The sequence below is a fragment of the Streptomyces sp. NPDC048504 genome, from assembly GCF_043200035.1.
Taxonomy (GTDB): Bacteria; Actinomycetota; Actinomycetes; order Streptomycetales; family Streptomycetaceae; genus Streptomyces.
This window is the reverse complement of the sequence record NZ_JBICXA010000027.1, coordinates 1-18,330: the sequence shown is the minus strand read 5'-3', so window position 1 is coordinate 18,330 and position 18,330 is coordinate 1. Positions and strand designations below refer to the sequence as shown.

General features: G+C 72.0%; 13 protein-coding genes and 1 tRNA gene. 3 read left to right on the top strand and 11 right to left on the bottom strand.

Annotation, left to right across the window (positions count from 1 at the left end; translation table 11 throughout):
• Nucleotides 1-40: 40 nt before the first annotated feature.
• Complete coding sequence (locus ACGFY9_RS45680; RefSeq protein WP_393764582.1) at nt 41-4,486, top strand: PAS domain-containing protein; 4,446 nt, start codon at nt 41-43, stop codon at nt 4,484-4,486.
• 61 nt (nt 4,487-4,547) lie between these two features.
• Here the strand turns inward: ACGFY9_RS45680 and ACGFY9_RS45675 are convergent, their stop codons facing one another.
• Nucleotides 4,548-5,126 carry a TetR family transcriptional regulator gene (locus ACGFY9_RS45675; RefSeq protein WP_393764580.1) on the bottom strand — a complete coding sequence of 193 codons (579 nt, stop codon included), beginning with the start codon at nt 5,124-5,126 and terminating at the stop codon, nt 4,548-4,550.
• 132 nt (nt 5,127-5,258) lie between these two features.
• Here ACGFY9_RS45675 and ACGFY9_RS45670 point away from each other — a divergent pair, with 132 nt between their 5' ends.
• Nucleotides 5,259-6,455 (top strand): MFS transporter, encoded by a 1,197-nt coding sequence (locus ACGFY9_RS45670; protein WP_393764578.1) that lies wholly within the window; start codon nt 5,259-5,261, stop codon nt 6,453-6,455.
• Nucleotides 6,456-6,551: 96 nt separating this feature from the next.
• Here ACGFY9_RS45670 and ACGFY9_RS45665 read toward each other — a convergent pair whose 3' ends face one another.
• The 8 genes from ACGFY9_RS45665 to ACGFY9_RS45630 all read right to left on the bottom strand — a co-directional run bounded on the left by ACGFY9_RS45665 (nt 6,552) and on the right by ACGFY9_RS45630 (nt 15,486).
• Entirely contained in the window at nt 6,552-8,228 is a 1,677-nt protein-coding gene (locus tag ACGFY9_RS45665) for a long-chain fatty acid--CoA ligase (RefSeq protein WP_393764576.1), read from the bottom strand.
• A 309-nt stretch (nt 8,229-8,537) separates the two neighbouring features.
• On the bottom strand, nt 8,538-9,275 hold the full coding sequence (locus ACGFY9_RS45660) for a SigE family RNA polymerase sigma factor (protein WP_393764574.1): 738 nt from the start codon (nt 9,273-9,275) through the stop codon (nt 8,538-8,540).
• 804 nt (nt 9,276-10,079) lie between these two features.
• Complete coding sequence (locus ACGFY9_RS45655; RefSeq protein ID WP_393764572.1) at nt 10,080-11,258, bottom strand: lipid-transfer protein; 1,179 nt, start codon at nt 11,256-11,258, stop codon at nt 10,080-10,082.
• Nucleotides 11,255-11,656 (bottom strand): MaoC family dehydratase, encoded by a 402-nt coding sequence (locus ACGFY9_RS45650; protein WP_393764570.1) that lies wholly within the window; start codon nt 11,654-11,656, stop codon nt 11,255-11,257. Before ACGFY9_RS45650 ends, ACGFY9_RS45655 begins: the two co-directional genes overlap by 4 nt.
• Nucleotides 11,653-12,717, bottom strand: a complete 1,065-nt coding sequence (locus tag ACGFY9_RS45645) for an acyl-CoA dehydrogenase family protein (protein ID WP_393764568.1) — start codon at nt 12,715-12,717, stop codon at nt 11,653-11,655. Before ACGFY9_RS45645 ends, ACGFY9_RS45650 begins: the two co-directional genes overlap by 4 nt.
• Before the next feature lies 1 nt (nt 12,718).
• A complete protein-coding gene (locus tag ACGFY9_RS45640; protein WP_393764746.1) occupies nt 12,719-13,732 on the bottom strand; it encodes a bifunctional MaoC family dehydratase N-terminal/OB-fold nucleic acid binding domain-containing protein in 1,014 nt (337 codons plus the stop codon).
• A gap of 8 nt (nt 13,733-13,740) precedes the next feature.
• A complete protein-coding gene (locus tag ACGFY9_RS45635) occupies nt 13,741-14,922 on the bottom strand; it encodes an acyl-CoA dehydrogenase family protein (protein WP_393764566.1) in 1,182 nt (393 codons plus the stop codon).
• 252 nt (nt 14,923-15,174) lie between these two features.
• On the bottom strand, nt 15,175-15,486 hold the full coding sequence (locus ACGFY9_RS45630; RefSeq protein ID WP_019055045.1) for a hypothetical protein: 312 nt from the start codon (nt 15,484-15,486) through the stop codon (nt 15,175-15,177).
• 369 nt (nt 15,487-15,855) lie between these two features.
• Here ACGFY9_RS45630 and ACGFY9_RS45625 point away from each other — a divergent pair, with 369 nt between their 5' ends.
• Nucleotides 15,856-16,758 (top strand): bifunctional DNA primase/polymerase, encoded by a 903-nt coding sequence (locus ACGFY9_RS45625; protein WP_393764563.1) that lies wholly within the window; start codon nt 15,856-15,858, stop codon nt 16,756-16,758.
• Nucleotides 16,759-16,834: 76 nt separating this feature from the next.
• Here the strand turns inward: ACGFY9_RS45625 and ACGFY9_RS45620 are convergent.
• A tRNA-Ser gene (locus ACGFY9_RS45620) sits at nt 16,835-16,921 on the bottom strand.
• A 92-nt stretch (nt 16,922-17,013) separates the two neighbouring features.
• Complete coding sequence (locus ACGFY9_RS45615; RefSeq protein ID WP_393764561.1) at nt 17,014-17,877, bottom strand: GNAT family N-acetyltransferase; 864 nt, start codon at nt 17,875-17,877, stop codon at nt 17,014-17,016.
• Between the last annotated feature and the right edge of the window lie 453 nt (nt 17,878-18,330).

The window sequence follows — 18,330 nt, the reverse complement described above, 5'->3', positions numbered from 1 at the left end:
CCGCGGTCGGCAAGGTGCGGTAACAGGGAGGAAGCGTCTCGTGAGCAGCAGGCCATCCCGAGGCGCTGCTCGCCTCGCAGCCATACTCGACGCGCTCCCGGACGCGTTGGTCCTGGTCAACGCCAACGGAACCGTCGTCAACGCGAACACCATCGCGCTGGAGGCCTTCGAGGCGCCGGGCACCGCCCTCGTCGGGCGCGGACTGCTCGATCTGCTGCCGGAGTTCGACTCCCGGCTCATCCCGGGGTCCATGCGCCGCCCCGACTCGATGGACCCGCGCGGCCGGACCAAGCCGACCCGCATGACCGCCCGCCGCACCGACGGCTCCGAGTTCCCCGTCGAGGTCACCAGCGCCAACCTCGAAGACGGCCAGCAGGCCTACGACGGCTACGGCTACACCTCCGACGAACTCCTGATGCTCGTCGTGCGCGACCTCTCCGGGACCGTGGACACCGAGGCCGAGCTGGCCCGTTCGCAGCGGCAGACCGAGATGATCCTGCGCGCGGCCGCCGAGGGCGTCGTAGGAACGGACACCGACGGGCGGGTCGTGCTCGTCAATCCGGCCGCCGCGCAGATCCTCGGCTACCGCGCCAGCGACCTCGGCGGCAAGGAACTGCACACCCTCGTGCTGCACTCGCGCGCGGACGGCTCCCCGTTCCCGTACGCGGAGTCGCCGCTCGCCGACACCCTGCGGTCCGGGCGCAAGCACCGGGTGCGCGGGCAGGTGCTGTTCGCGAAGAACGGGGACCGGGTCTCCGTCGACCTCACCACCGCACCCGTGCGCGACGGCGACCAGCTCGTCGGCGCCGTGATGACCTTCACCGACCGGCGGCCCTACGACTCGCTCGCCGAGGAGAAGGAAGCCGCTGACAAGCTGCACCGGGACGAGCTGGAGCGCATCGACGAGGAGCACGCCTCCGAGCTGACCTCGCTGCGCCAGAAGCACATCACCGAGGTCGAGGAACTCCAGGAGCGGCACGAGGAGGAACTCGCGGCGAACGAGGAGCGGTACGCCGCGCTCGGGGAGCGGGAGAAGGACCGGTTCGAGGAGCTGGCCGGACGGCACGAGCAACTCCTCACGCTGCTCGGGCGGTCGTTGCGCGGGCCCCTCGACGAACTGCGCCGCGAACTCGCCGCGTTGGCCGCCGATGACGCGGGCCAGCTGTGGCCCGAGGCCAATCAGGTCCTGCACCATCTGTCGGCGGGCTACTCGCGCATCACGCAGCTCATCGACAACGTGCTCGGTTACCAGCGGCTGGAGACCGGCGACGGCCACATCGCCCGTACGAAGGTGATGCTGGACGCCGTGGTCGCGGCCGGTGTCGACGGGGCCGTGGAGCTGATCGGGCCCGGGCGGGTGCAGTTCGCCGTGCACGCGCCGCCCATCGAGGCCGAGGTCGATCCCGGGCTCCTCGCGACCGCGCTCGCGCATCTCGTCGCGGATGTCGCGGGCGTCGACGCGACCGGCAACTCGCCTGTGTCGGCGGGCGGTTACATGGACAACACGGTCGTCGTGGCGGCGGCGCAGCGCGGCGAGGTCGTACGGATCGAGGTGCGCGGGCCGTATGCCGGGGGAGACCCGGTGCACGAGCCGATCGTGCGCGGGATCGTGCGGGCGCACGGCGGCGTGCTGCAGACGCACGACGTGCCGGGGATGAGCGGCAGCGCGTATGTGCTGGAGGTGCCCATCGGGGGCGGGGCGGGGGCCGTCGCGGCTCCGGCCGCGACCGGTGGCGGCGCCGAACTCGCCCTGCCCGAGCAGGCTTCGGGCAGCAACGGACGTCGGCGGGCCCGGCGCTCCTCCGTGGACGCGTTCCTGGAGAGCGAGGTGCCGGGGTCCGACGACACCGGCGGCTCCGGTGGCGAGGCCGCCGTGCCCACCGGGCGGCGCAGGAGGCGTGCGGGCGACGAGTCCGCGGCGGTCGCGGTGGCCGGTGAAGCGGGCGGCGACGGTGCGTCCGGTGGTACCGGGCGGCGGCGTGGGCGGGCGGCCGAGGGCGCGGCGGCCGGTGAGGTGTCCGACGGTGACTCCGAAGGTGTGTCCGGGGGTGTCTCCGAGGGCGCTGTGATGACGGCGGCGGAGCATGCCGCCGGGACCGCGGCTTCCGGTACGGGGCTGGGCGGCACCGTGTCTCCGCGCGGCGTGCCCGTGGGTGGGGAGCGGCAGGCGTTGCCGGCCGCGCTGCCCGCGAGTGGCGGCCCCGATGACTCCGGCGACTCCGGTGGCGAGGACGGGCAGCCGACCGGGCGTCGCAGGCGGGCGCTGGCGGCCGCGGCCGAGCGGGCCGCGGCTCAGGAGGCGGGGGCGCGGACCGTGTTCGCGTTGCCGCCAGCCGAGGCCGATCGAACGCCGGATGCGTCTGGGGCTACGGCTGCGCAGGCGCCGGGAGTTCCGGGAGGTCCCGTCGCGCCTGGGGTTCCCGTTGTGCCTGGGCAGATTCCCGGGGGTGTTCCTGGTGGGCATCCCGGTGACGACGGGCGGCACGATGCCGTTCCGGTTGATCAGTCCGAGGACCACACGCCGCCTCAGCCGCATCCCGCTGGCGCGCCAACTGGGCGGCGGCGTCGGGCTGTTGCCCAGCCGCAGCCTCAACAGCGGGCGCAGGGTGCGGAATCGGTGCCCGCGCAGGCGGGGTCCCCGGTTCAGGCCGGTGTCGAGGTGCAGGGGCAGGGGCAGCCTGGTGCGGTGGTTCCGGCGCAGGGGACGGCCGGGCAGGGGCAGCAGGGGGTTCCGGCGCGGGTCGGTGCTGGGCAGCAACAGGGCGTAGGACAGGCGGGAGTTGGGCAGGCGGTCGGCGGACAGCCCGTTGCCGGTCAGTCGGTTGCCGGGCAGCCCGGTGCCGCCATGCAGCTTGCTCCCGCGCAGAATCTTCCCGCTCCGGGGCAGGCTCCGGCGGGGCAGCCGCTGCCGGCCGAGGCGGTTCCCGGGCAGGGGATTCCGGCGCAGGGGAACCCCGGGCAGCCGGTTTCGCCGCAGGGGATCCAGGGGCAGCCCGTCTCGCCGCACGGGATTCCGGGGCAAGTGGCCCCCAGTGTTCCCGGTCAGCCGATTCCGCCCCAGGGCATTCCCGGTCAGGCCGTACCCGCGCAAGGGCTCCCGGCTCAAGGCGCTCAGGGGCAACCCGTCTCCCCGCACGGCATCCCCGGTCAAGTCGCCCCGGTTCAGGGGCAGTCCGGTGGGCCGGTGCCGCCGCAGGCTCTGCCCGCCGCGCAGCCGACGCCAGCCGCAGCGCCGGCCCCCGCACCGGCCAACGGCGCCGACACCGCCGTAGCGCCGAACGCGCCGAACGCGCCGAACCCGAATACGCCCGCGCCCGGAACCCCCGTCGCCGCGCAGGCGCGTGCCGCTCAGCCGCTTCCCGCGGAAGCCGCCGGTGCTCCCATTGATCCCAACTCCACTCAGGGGCGGGCGATCAGTGTGCGGACGTTGGGGCAGGGGGTGCCGTTCACGCGGCAGGCCGCTCAGGTGCAGGTGCCTGTCGCCACGCCTACGCCTCCGCCGCATCAGTCGGGTGGGGGCGGGCGGAGAAGGAAGTTGGGGACTCGGCCCGAACCCGCCGCCGGGGTGGCGGAGCAGAGTGAGCGGGCTCAGCCCTCCATGGCCGGGCAGTCCCGGCTCGCGCAGATGACCGAGGGGGCCGGGCGGTCGTACGCCATAGGAGCACCGGACGAGAACGCGGCCGAAGGGCCGGAGCCGCTGGACGGGCCCGGTGGGGCTGTCGAGATTGCGGACACGCCGAGGCCGCAGCCGCTCGACGACGAGCTGCCGCCGGAGCCGCTCGACAATCCGCGTCGGCTGCTCGTGTGGCCCGCGCCGGACGTGACGACGACGCAGGCGCTGAGCGACCGCGGGTACCGGCCCGTCATCGTGCACTCCCGCGAGGAGGTCGACGCGCAGATCGCCGCGTTCCCGGCGGCGCTGTTCGTGGACCCGTTGACCGGGCCGATCACGCGGACCGCGCTCCAGTCCTTGCGGCAGGCCGCGGTGGCCGCCGAGGTGCCGGTGCTGGTCACGGCCGGGCTGGGGCAGGCCACGCGGGAGGCGGCCTACGGTGCCGATCCCGCCGTTCTGCTGAAGGCATTGGCGCCTCGGGACAGTGAGCAGCATCCGCCGCGGGTGCTGCTGATCGAGGAGCACGCGGAGATCGCGCTGGCGCTGACGGCGACGCTGGAGCGGCGCGGGATGCAGGTGGCGCGGGCCGCGAGCGACGCCGACGCGGTGACTCTGGCCGGGCAGTTGAGGCCGAACCTCGTCGTGATGGATCTGCTCCAGGTGCACAAGCGGCGGGCCGGAATCGTCGACTGGCTGCGGGCGAACGGACAGCTCAACCGCACCCCGCTCGTCGTGTACACGGCCGCGGTGGACCAGGCCGACCTGCCTCGACTGGCATCCGGGGAGACCGTGCTCTTCCTCGCCGAGCGGTCGACGAGCACCGAGGTCCAGTCGCGGATCGTGGACCTGTTGGCGCGGATCGGCACCAACTAGCCGACGGTATGCGTCACTTGGCGATCGCCCTGACTGGCCGTCAACTGCCTTTCAGGGGCGGCTACTTGGCGACCAGTCGCCGTGCCGCCTCCTTGATCGACTCGCGGAGCCGGTCCCGGTCCGTGTCGTCCGCGCCCACCAGGACGCGGCGCATCTGCGGTACGACGACACCCCAGTTGGCCATCGCGACCAGCAGGAAGAGGAGGTCGCGGGCCGGGATCGCATCGCTGACGACACCGCGGTCCTGGCCGTCCTGGAGGGCGGCGACCTTGAACGCGTAGTGCTGCTGGCGCTCGGTCTCGTCGGGCAGTTCGGCGGTGCCGTACTCCAGACCCTCCCAGAAGAGGAGGCGCAGGACTTCGGGGTGGGCCGCGTGGTAGTCCATGAGCCGGTCGATCCAGCCCTCGATGTCGTCGGGGTCGACGGGGAGCTGGACCGCCAGGTCGAGCATGGACCTGCCGAGGACCTGGGTGAACAGTTCCGCCTTGTTGCCGAAGTAGGCGTAGATCAGCTGCTTGTTGGCCTTCGCCTCGGACGCGATGCGGTCGATGCGCGCGCCCGCGATGCCGTGCCGGGCGAACTCGGCGACCGCCGCCTCGTAGATCCGGGCCTTGGTGGCCTCGGGGTCTCTCACTCCCATGGGGCCAGCGTACTCGGCGGGCGACGGTAACCAACTATTTGGTTGACAGGGAATTCGGGGGCACTGCATGCTGTTCCAGCTTCCAACCAACCAGTTAGTTGCTAGAGCTGGCTCGAAGGAGTCCTACCGCTCATGTCCTCCGCAACCGTCACCCAGACTTCGGTCCAGAAGCCGGGCGTCCCCACCGCCTCCGGCCGCCTCTTCCTCATCCTCATCGCCGTCTGTACCGCCGTGACGGCCGCCAACATCTATCTCGCGGGCCCGCTGCTCCCCCTCATCGCGCACGACTTCGGCTCGACCCCGTCCGCCGTGGCGTGGATCGCGTCGGTCGCGCAGTTCGGCTACGCCACCGGCCTCCTCTTCTTCGCCCCGCTCGGCGACCGCGTGAACCGGCGCCCGCTGGTCGCCGCCCTCTCGGTTGCGACCACTGCGGCCCTGCTCGTCGGCGCTGCGGCCCCCGGCACCGCCGCCCTCGCGGTCGCCGTCTTCGTCGCGGCCGCCGCGACCGTCGTACCGCAGCTCCTGGTCCCGCTGGTCGCCGAACGCGCCCCCGCCCACCACCGCGCCCGCCATGTCGCGGCCGTCATAGCGGGCCTGTTCACCGGCATCGTGGCCGCGCGCGTCGTGGGCAGCCTGGTCGGCCAGGCCTACGGCTGGCGCGTCGTGTTCATCGGCTCGGCCGCCCTCACCCTCGTCCTCGGCCTCGCCACCGCGTACGCCCTCCCGTCCGAGAGGCGCCGCGGCTCCGGCCCGCTCTTCGCCGGCCTCGCCGCCCTGCCCGGCCTGGTCCGCACCTCGCCCGACCTGTGGCGCGCGTGCCTGCGCCAAGCGGGCATGTTCGGCGCGTGGAGCGCCCTGTGGACGACCCTCGCCCTGCTGCTCACCGGCGGTTCCTACGGCTTCTCGACCGCGACCGCCGGCCTGTTCGGGCTGTTCGGGCTGGCGGCCAGCGCGGTGGCTCCGCTCGCGGGCGGGTTCGTCGACCGGTTCGGCGCGGGGAAGGTCGTACGGTCCGCGTATGTGCTCGCGGCGGTGTCCGTACCGCTGTTCTGGCTCGGCGGACATGTCCTGTGGGCGCTGTTCGTCGCCGCGATCGCCGTCCACGCGGCCCTGGTCGCCTCCCACGTCGCCAACCAGACCCTCGCCCTCACCACCACCTCCACCCCGGCGACCGCCAACACCGCGTACGTCGTCGCCGGCTTCACGGGCGGCGCGCTCGCCTCCGCCCTCGCGGGCCCGGCCTTCAGCCACTGGGGCTGGGGCGGGGTGTGCGCGGTGGCGGGGGTGTGGCTGGTGATCGGGTGGGTGTCGACGGCTGTACGGCGGTGACGTCCTGCGCGTCGTCGGGGTGTGTGTTGTCGGGGATGCGCGTCATCGTCGTACGGCTGCTTCGAGGCCGTACGACGATGACGGGACCGTACGCGGTCAGAGCTTGGTGACGTCCAGGTCACCCTCGGCGTACCGCCTGCGCAGCACCTTCTTGTCGAACTTGCCGACGCTCGTCTTCGGGACCGACTCGACGATCGTCCAGCGTTCGGGGAGCTGCCACTTGGCGATCTTTCCCTCGCCGGCGAGGAAGGCGCGCAGCGACTCGAAGTCGGCGGTGGAACCCTCCCGCAGGACGACGGTCGCCAGCGGACGCTCGCCCCACTTCTCGTCCGGTACGGCGACCACGGCGGCCTCGGTGACGTCCGGGTGGGACATCAGGGCGTTCTCCAGGTCGACGGAGGAGATCCACTCGCCGCCGGACTTGATGACGTCCTTGGCGCGGTCGGTGAGGGTGAGGAAACCGTCGGCGGAGATCGTGCCGACGTCACCCGTCTTGAGCCAGCCGTCCTCGCTGAACTTGTCGGCGGGGCGCAGGGGTTCGGCGTCCTGGCCGTTGTAGTAGGCGCCGGCGATCCACGGGCCGCGCACCTCCAGCTCGCCCGCCGACTCGCCGTCCCAGGGCAGCCGTTCGCCGCCGGGGCCGGTGAGACGGGCCTCGACACTCGTCGGGAAACGGCCCTGGGTCAGCCGGTACTCGAACTCCCGGTCCGTGCCGACCGCCTCGGCCGGCGGGCGCGAGACCGTGCCGAGCGGGGAGGTCTCCGTCATGCCCCAGGCGTGACAGACCCGCATGCCGAGCTTGTCGAAGGCCGCCATGAGGGCGGGCGGGCAGGCCGAACCGCCGATGGTGACCTGGGTGAGCGAGGAGACATCGCGCGGCTTCGCGGTCAGTTCGCCGAGCAGGCCCTGCCAGATGGTGGGCACGGCCGCCGCGTGCGTGGGGCGCTGGCTCTCGATCATCTCGGCGAGCGGCGCGGGCTGCAGGAAGCGGTCCGGCATCAGCATGTTCACGCCGGTCATGAAGGTGGCGTGCGGCAGACCCCAGGCGTTGACGTGGAATTGGGGCACGACGACCAGTGACGTGTCCTGGTCCGTGAGCCCCATCGACTGGGTCATGTTGACCTGCATGGAGTGCAGGTAGATCGAACGGTGGCTGAACACCACGCCCTTGGGGTCGCCCGTCGTGCCGGAGGTGTAACACATCGCGGCGGCCTGGCGTTCGTCCAGCTCGGGCCAGTCGTACGTGGTCGGCTTGCCGGCGATGAGGTCCTCGTACTCGTGCACGCGCGCGTGGGCGCCGTCGAGGGGGGTGCGGTCGCCGGGTCCGGAGACGACGATGTGCTCGACCGTCGGCAGCTTGGGCAGCAGGGGTGCGAGCAGCGGGATCAGCGAACCGTTGACGATCACCACCCGGTCCGCCGCGTGATTGACGATCCACGCCAACTGCTCCGCCGGAAGACGGAGGTTGAGGGTGTGCAGCACCGCGCCCATGGCGGGGATCGCGAAGTAGGCCTCGACGTGCTCGGCGTTGTTCCACATGAACGTGGCCGTACGCTCGCCGTCCGCCACGCCCAGGTCATCGCGCAGAGCGTGCGCCAGTTGGGCCGAGCGGGCACCGACCTCCGCGAAGGAACGGCGCTGTGGCTCTCCCTCACCGGTCCAGCTGATCACCTGCGATGTTCCATGGACCGTCGACCCGTGGGTCAGGATCCTGGAGATCAGCAGCGGTACGTCCTGCATGGTGCTCAGCACGGCGTCCTCCCGGGGCGACATTGCCTACGCGGTAGTAAGGGATGCGCTGATTCTGCGCACATACCGCACGGTATGTCACTAGGGGCGGGTGATCGATCACGTCACGTCGGCCGAGGGGGTGGGTTTTGGGCGGGTGAGTTTTGGGCGGGTGGGGCTGGGGCGCCGCTGGGGTTGGGCTGGGGCTGAGCGACGTTGGGGCTGGGGCTGCGACTACGGCTGGGGCTGAGCGCCGCTGCGGCTGCGGCTGCGGCTGCGGCTGCGGTGTCATGGCTTCGTCGGCAGCCGGGTGACTTGGATCTGACGCCCGTCTGGCCTCCAGCCGCCTGACCTCTAGCGGGCGAGAACCAGCTCCGGGTCCTCGCGCAGCTTACCGAGCGCCCGCGACACCGCCGACTTCACCGTGCCCACCGACACCCCGAGCACCTCGGCCGTCTGGACCTCGCTGAGGTCCTCGTAGTACCTGAGGACGACCATCGCCCGCTGCCGCTCCGGCAGCTTCGCGATCGCCCGCCACATCGCGTCGTGCAACGCCTGCTGCTCGGCCGGGTCCTCCGCGCCGCCAGTCGTCTCCGGCTCGGGCAGCTCGTCGCACGCGAATTCGTCGACCTTGCGCTTGCGCCACTGCGAGGTCCGCGTGTTCAACAGCGCGCGGCGGACATAGCCGTCCAGCGCCCGGTGGTCCTCGATCCGCTCCCAGGCGACATACGTCTTGGTCAGCGCGGTCTGCAACAAGTCCTCCGCGTCACACGCGTTCGCCGTCAGCGACCGCGCGGTGCGCAGCAGCACAGGTTGCCTGGCCCTCATGTACGACGAGAACGAGGGGTACGTGAGCGTCGGGGCCGGGACCTGAGTCCCGGTCTGGGACTGAGGCTGGGCCTGAGGTTGGGATTGAGGCTGAGCCTGGGTCTGCGTGGCCCGTGCGGCGGGCCGGCTGGCGGGCCGGCTGGCGGTCCGCGTGGCAGGCCGTGCGGCCGGCCTGGGTACGGGCCGGGCGGCAGGCCTGGTGGCGGCTCCGGCGGAGGCCCGTGCGGCGGCGTTCGACGCGCTGGTGCAGACTGCTGTGGTCATGGCTCCACGCTATGAGTGACCCCCACTCCTTCGGATCGGCCGCAGGTCCCGAAGCAGACTCCGCCTCAGGTTGTAGGGGTGGGGCTGGCTCCACCTCCTGAAGGTGGACGAGCGCCTGACACGTACTGCGGGTTTACCCCTGGGGGCTCACCCGTCCGAGGTAAGGGCGGCGGAGGCGATGGGGGCGGTAGAGGGGGTTAGCGCGGTGGGGGCGGCGAGGGTTGTCGGGGCGGCCGGGGCTGTGGGGGGGGCCGGGGCTGCTGCGAAGGCGGCGGTGGGCGTGTGGTTGTCCGGGGTTGTGAGGGCAGCCGGAGCCGCGAGGGCGGTGAAGGTCCCCGGGGTTGCAAGGGCGACAGGAGCCACTGCGGAGACGGCAGGCCTCGTGAGGGGCCCGGGGTCGCGAGGGCAGCCGGAGCCGCGAGGGCGTGAAGGTCCCCGGAGTTGCAAGGGTGCGGAGACGGCAGGCGTCGCGAGGGGCCCGGGGTCGCGAGGGCAGTCGGAGCAGCGAGGGCGGTGAAGGTCGCCTGGACTGCAAGAGCGGTAGGGGCTGCAGCGAAGGCGGGCTGTGCGGCGAGGGCGGTGAAGGTCGCCGGCGCCAGAAGGGCGACAGACGCTGCTGCGAAGGCGGCCGGGATCGCTGGCGCCACCGGCGCGGCAGAAGGTGCTGCGGAGAGGCCGGCGTCACAGGAGCCGCGAAGCTGGCCCGGGTTGGTGCCGAGACGGCCGGGGCCGAGGTGGTGCCGAAACGGCCGGGGCCGAGGGCACAGGCGCCGTAAGCTCGGCCGGAGTCGGCGCCGAGACGGTCTAGGCCGCAGGCGTCGCAAGCTCGGTGAGTACCAGCCCCGATGTCGGCACCCCCGTCCCGGCGGTCACCAGAACCCGCCCGGCTCCCGGTATCTGGTTCACGGCGGTGCCGCGCAGCTGGCGGACCCCTTCGGCGATCCCGTTCATCCCGTGCAGATACGCCTCCCCGAGCTGCCCCCCGTGCGTGTTGATCGGCAGCCGTTCCTCGGCCACGAAGTCCGCCGCCTCCCCCTTCCCGCAGAACCCGAACTCCTCCAGCTGCATCAGCACGAACGGCGTGAAGTGGTCGTACAGGATCGCCACGTCCATGTCCTCAGGACCGAGCCCCGCCGTCCGCCACAACTGCCGCGCGACCACGCCCATCTCCGGCAGGCCGGTCAGATCGTCACGGTAGAAGCTGGTCATCTGCTCCTGCGCCCGCCCGGCCCCCTGCGCCGCCGCCGCGATGACCGCGGGCGGACGCGGCAGGTCGCGGGCCCGCTCCACCGACGTGACGACGATCGCCTGGGCCCCGTCCGTCTCCTGGCAGCAGTCCAGCAACCGCAACGGCTCCACGATCCACCGCGACGCCGCGTGCTCGGCGAGCGTGATCGGTCTGCCGTGGAAGTACGCCGCCGGGTTCGTCGCCGCGTACTTGCGGTCCACCACCGCCACCTGTCCGAACACCTCCGGCGTCAGCCCGTACGTGTGCAGATACCGCTGCGCCGCCATCGCCACCCACGACGCCGGCGTCAGCAGCCCGAACGGCAGCGACCAGCCGAGCGCCGCGCCCTCCGCCGACGGCTCCCGGTGCGTCACGCCCGAGCCGAATCTGCGCCCCGACCGCTCGTTGAAGGCGCGGTAGCAGACCACCACCTCCGCGATCCCCGCCGCCACCGCGAGCGCCGCCTGCTGGACGGTCGCGCAGGCCGCGCCGCCGCCGTAGTGGACCCGGGAGAAGAAGGACAGCTCACCGATCCCGCAGGCCTGGGCCACGGTGATCTCCGGATTGGTGTCCATCGTGAACGTGACCATCCCGTCCACGTCCGCCGACGTCAGCCCCGCGTCGTCCAACGCGGCCCGCACCGCCTCCACGGCCAGCCGCAGCTCACTGCGCCCCGAGTCCTTGGAGAACTCCGTCGCCCCGATCCCGACGATCGCCGCCTGCCCACCGAGGGTGTCGCGGGCACGGATGCTCATTTCCCGGCCTCCCTCGTCCTCGGCACGGTGACCGTGACCGTGCCGGTCACATGCCTGCCGATACCGTTCGCCCCGAGCACCCGCACCGTCGCGGTGTCGCCGTCCGTCTCCTCGACCCTGCCGGTCAACACCATCGTGTCGCCCGGGTAGTTGGGCGCACCGAGCCGTATGGCCACCTTGCGGAGGACCGCTCCCGGTCCGAAGTGGTCCGTGATGTAACGGCCGACCAGGCCGTTCGTCGTCAGGATGTTCATGAAGATGTCGGGGGAGCCCTTCTGCCGCGCCGACTCCGCGTCGTGGTGCACGTCCTGGTAGTCCCGGGAGGCGACAGCTCCGGCGACGATCAGGGTGCGGGTGATCTCGATCTCCAGCGGAGGCAACTCTTCACCTGCCCTCATGGCTGCACCTCCTCGCTCACGATCAACTCCCCCAGTTCTTGCAGCACTTCGCCCCCGCCACCCAAATACGCGTCCAACTGCCGCCCCCACAGGAAGTGCCGGTGCACCGGATGGTCCAGGTCGGCTCCCGCCCCGCCGTGCAGATGCTGACCCGTGTGGACGACACGCTGGCCCGCCTCGGACGCCCACCAGGCGGCGGTCAGCGCGTGCGTGGCGTACGGCAGCCCCGCATCCCGCCGCCAGGCCGCCTCGTAGGCCGTCACCCGTATCGCCTCGATGTCCATGTGCGCGTCGGCAGCCCGGAGTTGGACCGCCTGCCGCGTCGCCAACGGACGCCCGAACTGCTCCCGGGTATTCACATGCGCCACAGCCCGAGCGAGCGAACCGGCACACACCCCGGCCTGCAGCCCGGCGAAGGCGGTGCGTGCGGTGGCCAGAACGTCGGCGTGGGGAGCGGGAGTTGGGGGCGAGGCCGAGGAGCGGGCGTAGGACCCGAGCCGCTCCGCCGATGCCCCGTCCAGCGTCAGTCGCCCCGCCGACCAGGGCGCCGTCAGCTCGACCGCCTCGACGCGCACGGCCTCCGTGACCGGGGTCAGCCACAACTCGCGCCGGTCGTCGGCGACCAGGACATGCGTGGCGTCACGCAGCCAGGGGACGACGGGAACCGTCCCGCTCAACTCGCCCTGTGCGGAGGCCCGTACACCGCCCTGCGTCGGAAACGCCCCGCACACCACCACCGACCCGTCCCCGATCCCCGGCAACAACCGCTCCCGCTGCTCGGGGGAGCCATGCGCCGCCACCGCCAGCAGCCCGTACACGCAGGTCGACGCGAAGGGCACCTGGGCCGTCGTCCGACCCTGTTCCTCCAGGAGGAGCACGAGGCCGAGCAGGCCCAACTTCTCGACGGCGCCCACCAGTCCGGCCGCGCACAGGGCCTTCCACAGCTCGGGGTCACTGTCCCTACCTGCCGCCGTGAGCCGCTCGGGTGTCGCGAGGTCACCGAAGATCCGGGCGGCCAGATCACGAGCCGCGGCCTGCTCCTCCGTGGGCGTGAAGTCCATGTCAGCCCACCTCGCCCTCTCGGCCTTCCTGGACCCGGAAGACGGGGAGCACCAGCGGGCCGTCCTCGTCGCCGGACCCCTGAGGTTCGTCGTACCGCCGGAATTCGAGCCGTACCGGCAGCCCGATACGGACCTTGTCGTACGGCACCCCCACCACGTTGCTCACGATCCGCACACCCTCGGCGAGTTCGATCAGCCCGACCGCGTACGGACCCGCCGCGTCAGCGGCATGATCGGATTGCGTGAAAGCGGGGAAAGACGGGTGGTGCATCACCACGTACGAATAGACCGTCCCCTCCCCACTCGCCTCCACCGTGTCCCAGTCCAGGCCGCCGCAGGCGTTGCAGCCCGGCAGCCAGGGGTGGCGCAGCGTCCCGCAGCCCGTGCAGCGCTGGATGAGGAGTTGATGGCGCTCCACGCCCTCCCAGAAGCCGGCGTTGTCCCGGTTGACGACGGGCCGCGGCCGCCGCGCACGGGCACCCTTCTGTCCCTGTCCCTGTCCCTGTTTCTGTCCCTGTTTCTGTCCCTGTTTCTGGCGTGAGGGGGCGTACTTGAGGATGCGGAAGCGGTGGGTGCCGACGAGGTCCGGGCCCACCCGGACGTCCATGCGCGTGGTGACGAAGTACCCCGTGCCCAGCTTCGTCGTCTTGCGGTCCGACACCGACTCGATCACCGCGTCGAAGGTGACCTCGTCGCCCGGCCGCAGGGGCCGTAGATACTCCTGCTCGCAGTCGGTGGCGACCACCGAGGTGCAGCCCGCCGCGTCGAGGAGGTCGAACAGTTCGTCGTAGGCCCCCGTGCGTCCCGTGTGGCCGGAGAGGCCGCCCATGGTCCATGCCTGGAGCATGGTGGGCGGGGCGACGGCGTCCGGGCCCGTGTACGCGGGATCGGTGTCGCCCATCGCCTCGCACCAGTGCCTGATCATCGGCTCGTTGACGGGGTCCTTGCCCCTGCCCGCGACGGCGGCCGCGCGCCCCTCGTACGTCTTGAGCCGCGCCCCCAACTCGTCGACCATCACTGTGTTCACCTCCGCCCCCTCGTCATCCCGAGCCGCATCGTCGCGACGATCTCCCGCTGCACCTCGCTCACCCCGCCCCCGAACGTGTTGATCTGTGCCGCCCTGTTCAACCGCTCCAGCTCGCCGTCCCCGAACGCACCCGGCGAGCCCGAACGCACCAGTCCTGCCAGTCCCGCCGGTCCGTCCGCCCCGGCGATGTGCTGACATATTCGGTACACCGCCACCGTCGATTCGGTTCCCACGACTTTCACGCCGCTCGCGTCGCCGGGCGCCAGTCGGCCCGCCCCGACATCACCCACCAAACGCCAGTTGAGCAGGCGCGTTGCCGCCAGCCGGGCATGCGCCTCGGCCAGCTGGGACCGCACCCACGGCTCGTCAACCCGGCGCCGCCCCGTCACCGGATCGGGCGTGCGGGCGGCGGTCAACACGGCGGCGTAGAACTCCTCGGCCTGCATTCCCGTCGCGGCGAGGGCGACCCGCTCGTGATTGAGCTGGTTGGTGATGAGGGACCAGCCCTCGTTCTCCGCGCCGACGAGGTTGCCGGCCGGGACGCGGACCCCGTCGTAGTACGTGGCCGTCGTCCGCTGGCCGCCGACCGTCTCGATCGGGGTCCACGAGAAACCGGGCGCGTCGGTCGGGACGAGGACGATCGAGATGCCGCGGTGCTTGGGTGCCTCGGGGTCGGTGCGGCAGGCGAGCCAGATCCAGTCGGCGTTGTGGGCGTTGGAGGTGAAGATCTTCTGCCCGTCGATCAGCCAGCCCCGCTCGTCACGTACCGCGCGCGTCCGCAGGGACGCGAGATCCGTGCCGGCCGAGGGTTCGCTGTAGCCGATCGCGAAGACGAGTTCCCCCCGCAGGATGCCCGGCAGGAGGGCGGCCTTCTGCTCCTCGCTGCCGTACTTCATGAGGGTCGGTCCGACGGTGTTCAGGGTGACCATCGACACGGGCGCGCCCGCACGGTAGGCCTCGTCGAAGAACACGAACTGCTCGTCCGCGCCCCGCCCTTGACCGCCGTACTCGACCGGCCAGCCGAGCCCGAGCCAGCCGTCGCCGCCGATCCTGCGCAACAAGGCCCGCTGGCCCTGGGGGTCGTCCGTGCCGGGTGGTCCGTCCGGCATCAGGGCGGCGAAGTACGTACGGAGCTCGGCGCGCAACCGCCGCTGGCGTTCGGTGGGGGCGAGGTGCACGACGGCGGACCTCCGGGGCGTCGTAGTCGTCGTAGCTGTCCTAGTCGTACGGACGAGGATTTCTGACTGTCCGTCAGATGCCGTGCACTGTCAAGGTCGTTCCCTACAGGCGCCCCACCGGCGGGCACGCGCGCGTGGGGCACGAAAAACGTCTGCGCGACGGTGCCGAAGCACCACCGCGCAGACGCGTCACAACCCCGGAGAGTGCACCTCACACACCACCGCGCATCCCCGCGCGGAAGTGGGGCGCGGCTACCAGAAGTTGGCGAAGTTGACGGCGACGTTCTCGTTTCCCTGGTTGATGGCGGTGAACGCGGAACCGTTGACCTGGGCGGTGTTGCTCTGGTTCGAGGCCCCCGAGCCGACCGCCTGCTGCTGTGTGGTGGACGAGTTGCCCTTGTTGTCGTGCCCGACCCCGCTCCCACTGACGGTCGCCACACCCGCGTTCGATCCGTTGCCCGCGATGGCGCCGTTGTCCGCCGCCGCGACGCCGGTGAAGAGGGCGGCTGCCAGCGGGAGGGCGGAGACGGCGGCGATGACGCGGGCGGTACGGATGCTTGCCATGTTGTTCCTCCAGAACAGGGTGCGTACCGGCTTCGTAGCCGAACGCGCATGAACTACGGCTTCAAGTACTGCTTCCGCCAAGGCAGTTGGCCGACCGCCTCGGTGTTGTGCACGACGTCGCAGAACCAGAGTTGCCCACCGAATCCCCGGCGAACCAGTGCGGAAGCGGTTATTCCCCCTGAAGCGTGATGACAAGTCGATAAACCCCTTCACCTACCTTGAAGCTGCAGTTCAGGGCAGTACGGACAGCTCACCCCAGGCGCCCCAAGGGGCGAAGCGTTCCGCCAGTTTTCCGGCCAATCCGCCCACCTCGGCGAGTCGCCGCCTCCCCCTCTTCCCTTTTTCGAACACTCGTACGAACATGGAGGCATGGCCACCACCGACCGGCAGGCCACGACGCTGGCCCTCGCACACGCCCTGTCAGCCGCCGAACGCGGACTGGCCGTGATCCCCCTGTCCCGCACGAAACTCCCGGCCCTCCGCTCACCGCACCGCGACGACCCGTCACCCCCGGCGGGCGAGGCAGGCACGGTGGACCCGGCGGGCCCGCCCTGCCACGGTGAATGCGGACGCCTCGGCCACGGGGTGTACGACGCCTCGACCGACCCGGCGCGCATCCGCGAACTGTTCGCCGCCGCGCCCTGGGCCACCGGCTACGGCATCGCGTGCGGACTGCCGCCGCACCATCTGATCGGCATCGACCTCGACACCAAGTCCGGCACGGACTCCTCGTCCGCCCTGCGCGAACTCGCCCTCCGCCACCTGTTCACGATCCCCGAGACCGTCGTCGTCCTGACCCCCAGCGGCGGCCGCCACCTCTGGCTCAGCGGCCCGCCCGACGTGGTCGTCCCCAACTCCGCGGGCCGGCTCGCCCCCGGCATCGACATCCGCGGCGCCGGCGGCTACCTGGTGGGCCCCGGCTCCCGCACCGACCACGGCCTCTACGGCGCCGCCCCGGCCACCGCCCACCTGGCACCGGCCCCCTGCCCACCCTCACTCCTGCGCCTGCTCCTCCCCCCACCCCGCACCAACCACCCCACCCCCACCTCGACCGGCCAACACGGCCAGGGCCTGGTCCAGTTCGTCCTCGCCGCCCACGAGGGCCAACGCAACACCCGCCTCTTCTGGGCAGCCTGCCGCGCCTACGAGAACGACATCGGCCCCGCACTGATCGACCCCCTGGTCGAGGCGGCCCTGGGCACGGGGCTGTCGGAACGGGAAGCCAGGGCGACGATCGCTTCGGCGGCCCGGATGACGGGGCATCGGCCGTAAACCCGGTCCCGAGCACGCGCGAGCGCAGACACGCGTAAGGGGTGTCCTCCAGGGAGGACACCCCTTACCGACACTGCGGTGGGTGTGGGATTTGAACCCACGGTCACATCGCTGCGACGACGGTTTTCAAGACCGTTCCCTTAGGCCGCTCGGGCAACCCACCTGCGCACACGCCCACCAGGGCGGAGCGGGTACAGCGTACCGGGCTCGGGGGTCGTACGGGGTCCGTGGTCCGGCTTGGCCGCCCAGGCGGGGCTACTCCGGCGCCGCGTCCGAGAAGTCGTACAGGGCCCAATCGGTGATCCGGACATACCCGAGGCGTTGATAGAGGGCGTTGCTGGTGGGGTTGCCCGGGTCCGTGAAGAGGACGACCTCCTTCGCGCCCGTGGCCAGCGCGGCTCTGGTCACCTCGGTCGTCACGGCGGCGGCGTAGCCGCGACCGCGGGGGCGGGGCGGGGTGTAGACGGGGTCCACGCGGACCATGTCGCCGATCTTCGCGGTCGAGCCGGCGATGGAGACCGGAGTGCCGTCCGGGGTCTCCCAGAACGTGAAGTGCTTGTCAGCGAAGCGGGTGTCGGTCCAGGAGGCGGGGAGGACCTCGTCCACGGCGGCGGCGAACTCGTGGCACCAGTGGACGACTTGGGCGTGCTCCTCCTCGCCCGCGACCCGGGCGCGGCCCTCCGGAAACGGCTCTGGAGGCGTGAGGGTGCCGAGTCGGTAGAGGTGGAGCCGGACGCGCAGTTTCGACGTCACGCCCGTATGCCGCTGCCATGCCTCCGCGAACACGGTGGCGGTCTCCTCGTCCGCGGTGACGTAGGGAACGGCGTGCCCGAGGTCCACCAGGCGGGCGGCGAGGGTGTCGGCCTGCTCGGGGGTGAGGGAGGTGGGTGCCAGGCCGCGGGACGGGAGGCGGTAGAAGGTGGCGTCGACCTTGCCCGCTCGTTCGAGTCGGCCGAACAAGGTGGCTCCGTCGCCGTATTCGGCCGACCCGCGCGTGCGCAGTCTCTCCATCGTCGTCAACGCCGTGGTGTGCGGGGCGGGACGCGCGCGCAGGAACTCCCCGCCTCCGGCGAGGAAGTCGTCCAGGTCTTCGGTCAGGTACCAGTCGTCCGGTCGCATGGTTCATGATTTCGCGTGCGTCAGGCTCCTCGGGCCGATACCCGTGATTTCCTCAACGCGCCCTCGGCGGGCCGCCGTTGGGAATCCGCCGTACGCACGCGCGCGTGGAGGGCGAAAAACGAACCACCGGAAGTGAGCCGCCGGAAAACGGTCGGGGGGGGGGGGGGGGGCGCCCGCCCCCCCCCCCCGGGGGCGGGCGGGGGGGGCGCCCGGCGGGGCGGCCCGCCCCCCCCCGCCCCCGCGCGGGGGGGGGGGGGGGCGGGCGGGCGGGGGGGCGGGCCGGGGGGGGGGGGGGGGGGGGCGGGGGGGGGGGGGGGGCGCCCGGGGCTGCTGCGAAGGCGGCGGTGGGCGTGTGGTTGTCCGGGGTTGTGAGGGCAGCCGGAGCCGCGAGGGCGGTGAAGGTCGCCTGGACTGCAAGAGCGGTAGGGGCTGCAGCGAAGGCGGGCTGTGCGG

Bases quoted from the DNA above. Each gene is read 5' to 3' on its own strand.
- ACGFY9_RS45630 (WP_019055045.1), bottom strand. From the start codon at position 15,486: ATGGCAAGCATCCGTACCGCCCGCGTCATCGCCGCCGTCTCCGCCCTC.
- ACGFY9_RS45670 (WP_393764578.1), top strand. From the start codon at position 5,259: ATGTCCTCCGCAACCGTCACCCAGACTTCGGTCCAGAAGCCGGGCGTC.
- ACGFY9_RS45640 (WP_393764746.1), bottom strand. From the start codon at position 13,732: ATGGTCGACGAGTTGGGGGCGCGGCTCAAGACGTACGAGGGGCGCGCG.
- ACGFY9_RS45645 (WP_393764568.1), bottom strand. From the start codon at position 12,717: ATGGACTTCACGCCCACGGAGGAGCAGGCCGCGGCTCGTGATCTGGCC.
- ACGFY9_RS45665 (WP_393764576.1), bottom strand. From the start codon at position 8,228: ATGTCGCCCCGGGAGGACGCCGTGCTGAGCACCATGCAGGACGTACCG.
- ACGFY9_RS45625 (WP_393764563.1), top strand. From the start codon at position 15,856: ATGGCCACCACCGACCGGCAGGCCACGACGCTGGCCCTCGCACACGCC.
- ACGFY9_RS45675 (WP_393764580.1), bottom strand. From the start codon at position 5,126: ATGGGAGTGAGAGACCCCGAGGCCACCAAGGCCCGGATCTACGAGGCG.
- ACGFY9_RS45655 (WP_393764572.1), bottom strand. From the start codon at position 11,258: ATGAGCATCCGTGCCCGCGACACCCTCGGTGGGCAGGCGGCGATCGTC.
- ACGFY9_RS45615 (WP_393764561.1), bottom strand. From the start codon at position 17,877: ATGCGACCGGACGACTGGTACCTGACCGAAGACCTGGACGACTTCCTC.
- ACGFY9_RS45650 (WP_393764570.1), bottom strand. From the start codon at position 11,656: ATGAGGGCAGGTGAAGAGTTGCCTCCGCTGGAGATCGAGATCACCCGC.
- ACGFY9_RS45660 (WP_393764574.1), bottom strand. From the start codon at position 9,275: ATGACCACAGCAGTCTGCACCAGCGCGTCGAACGCCGCCGCACGGGCC.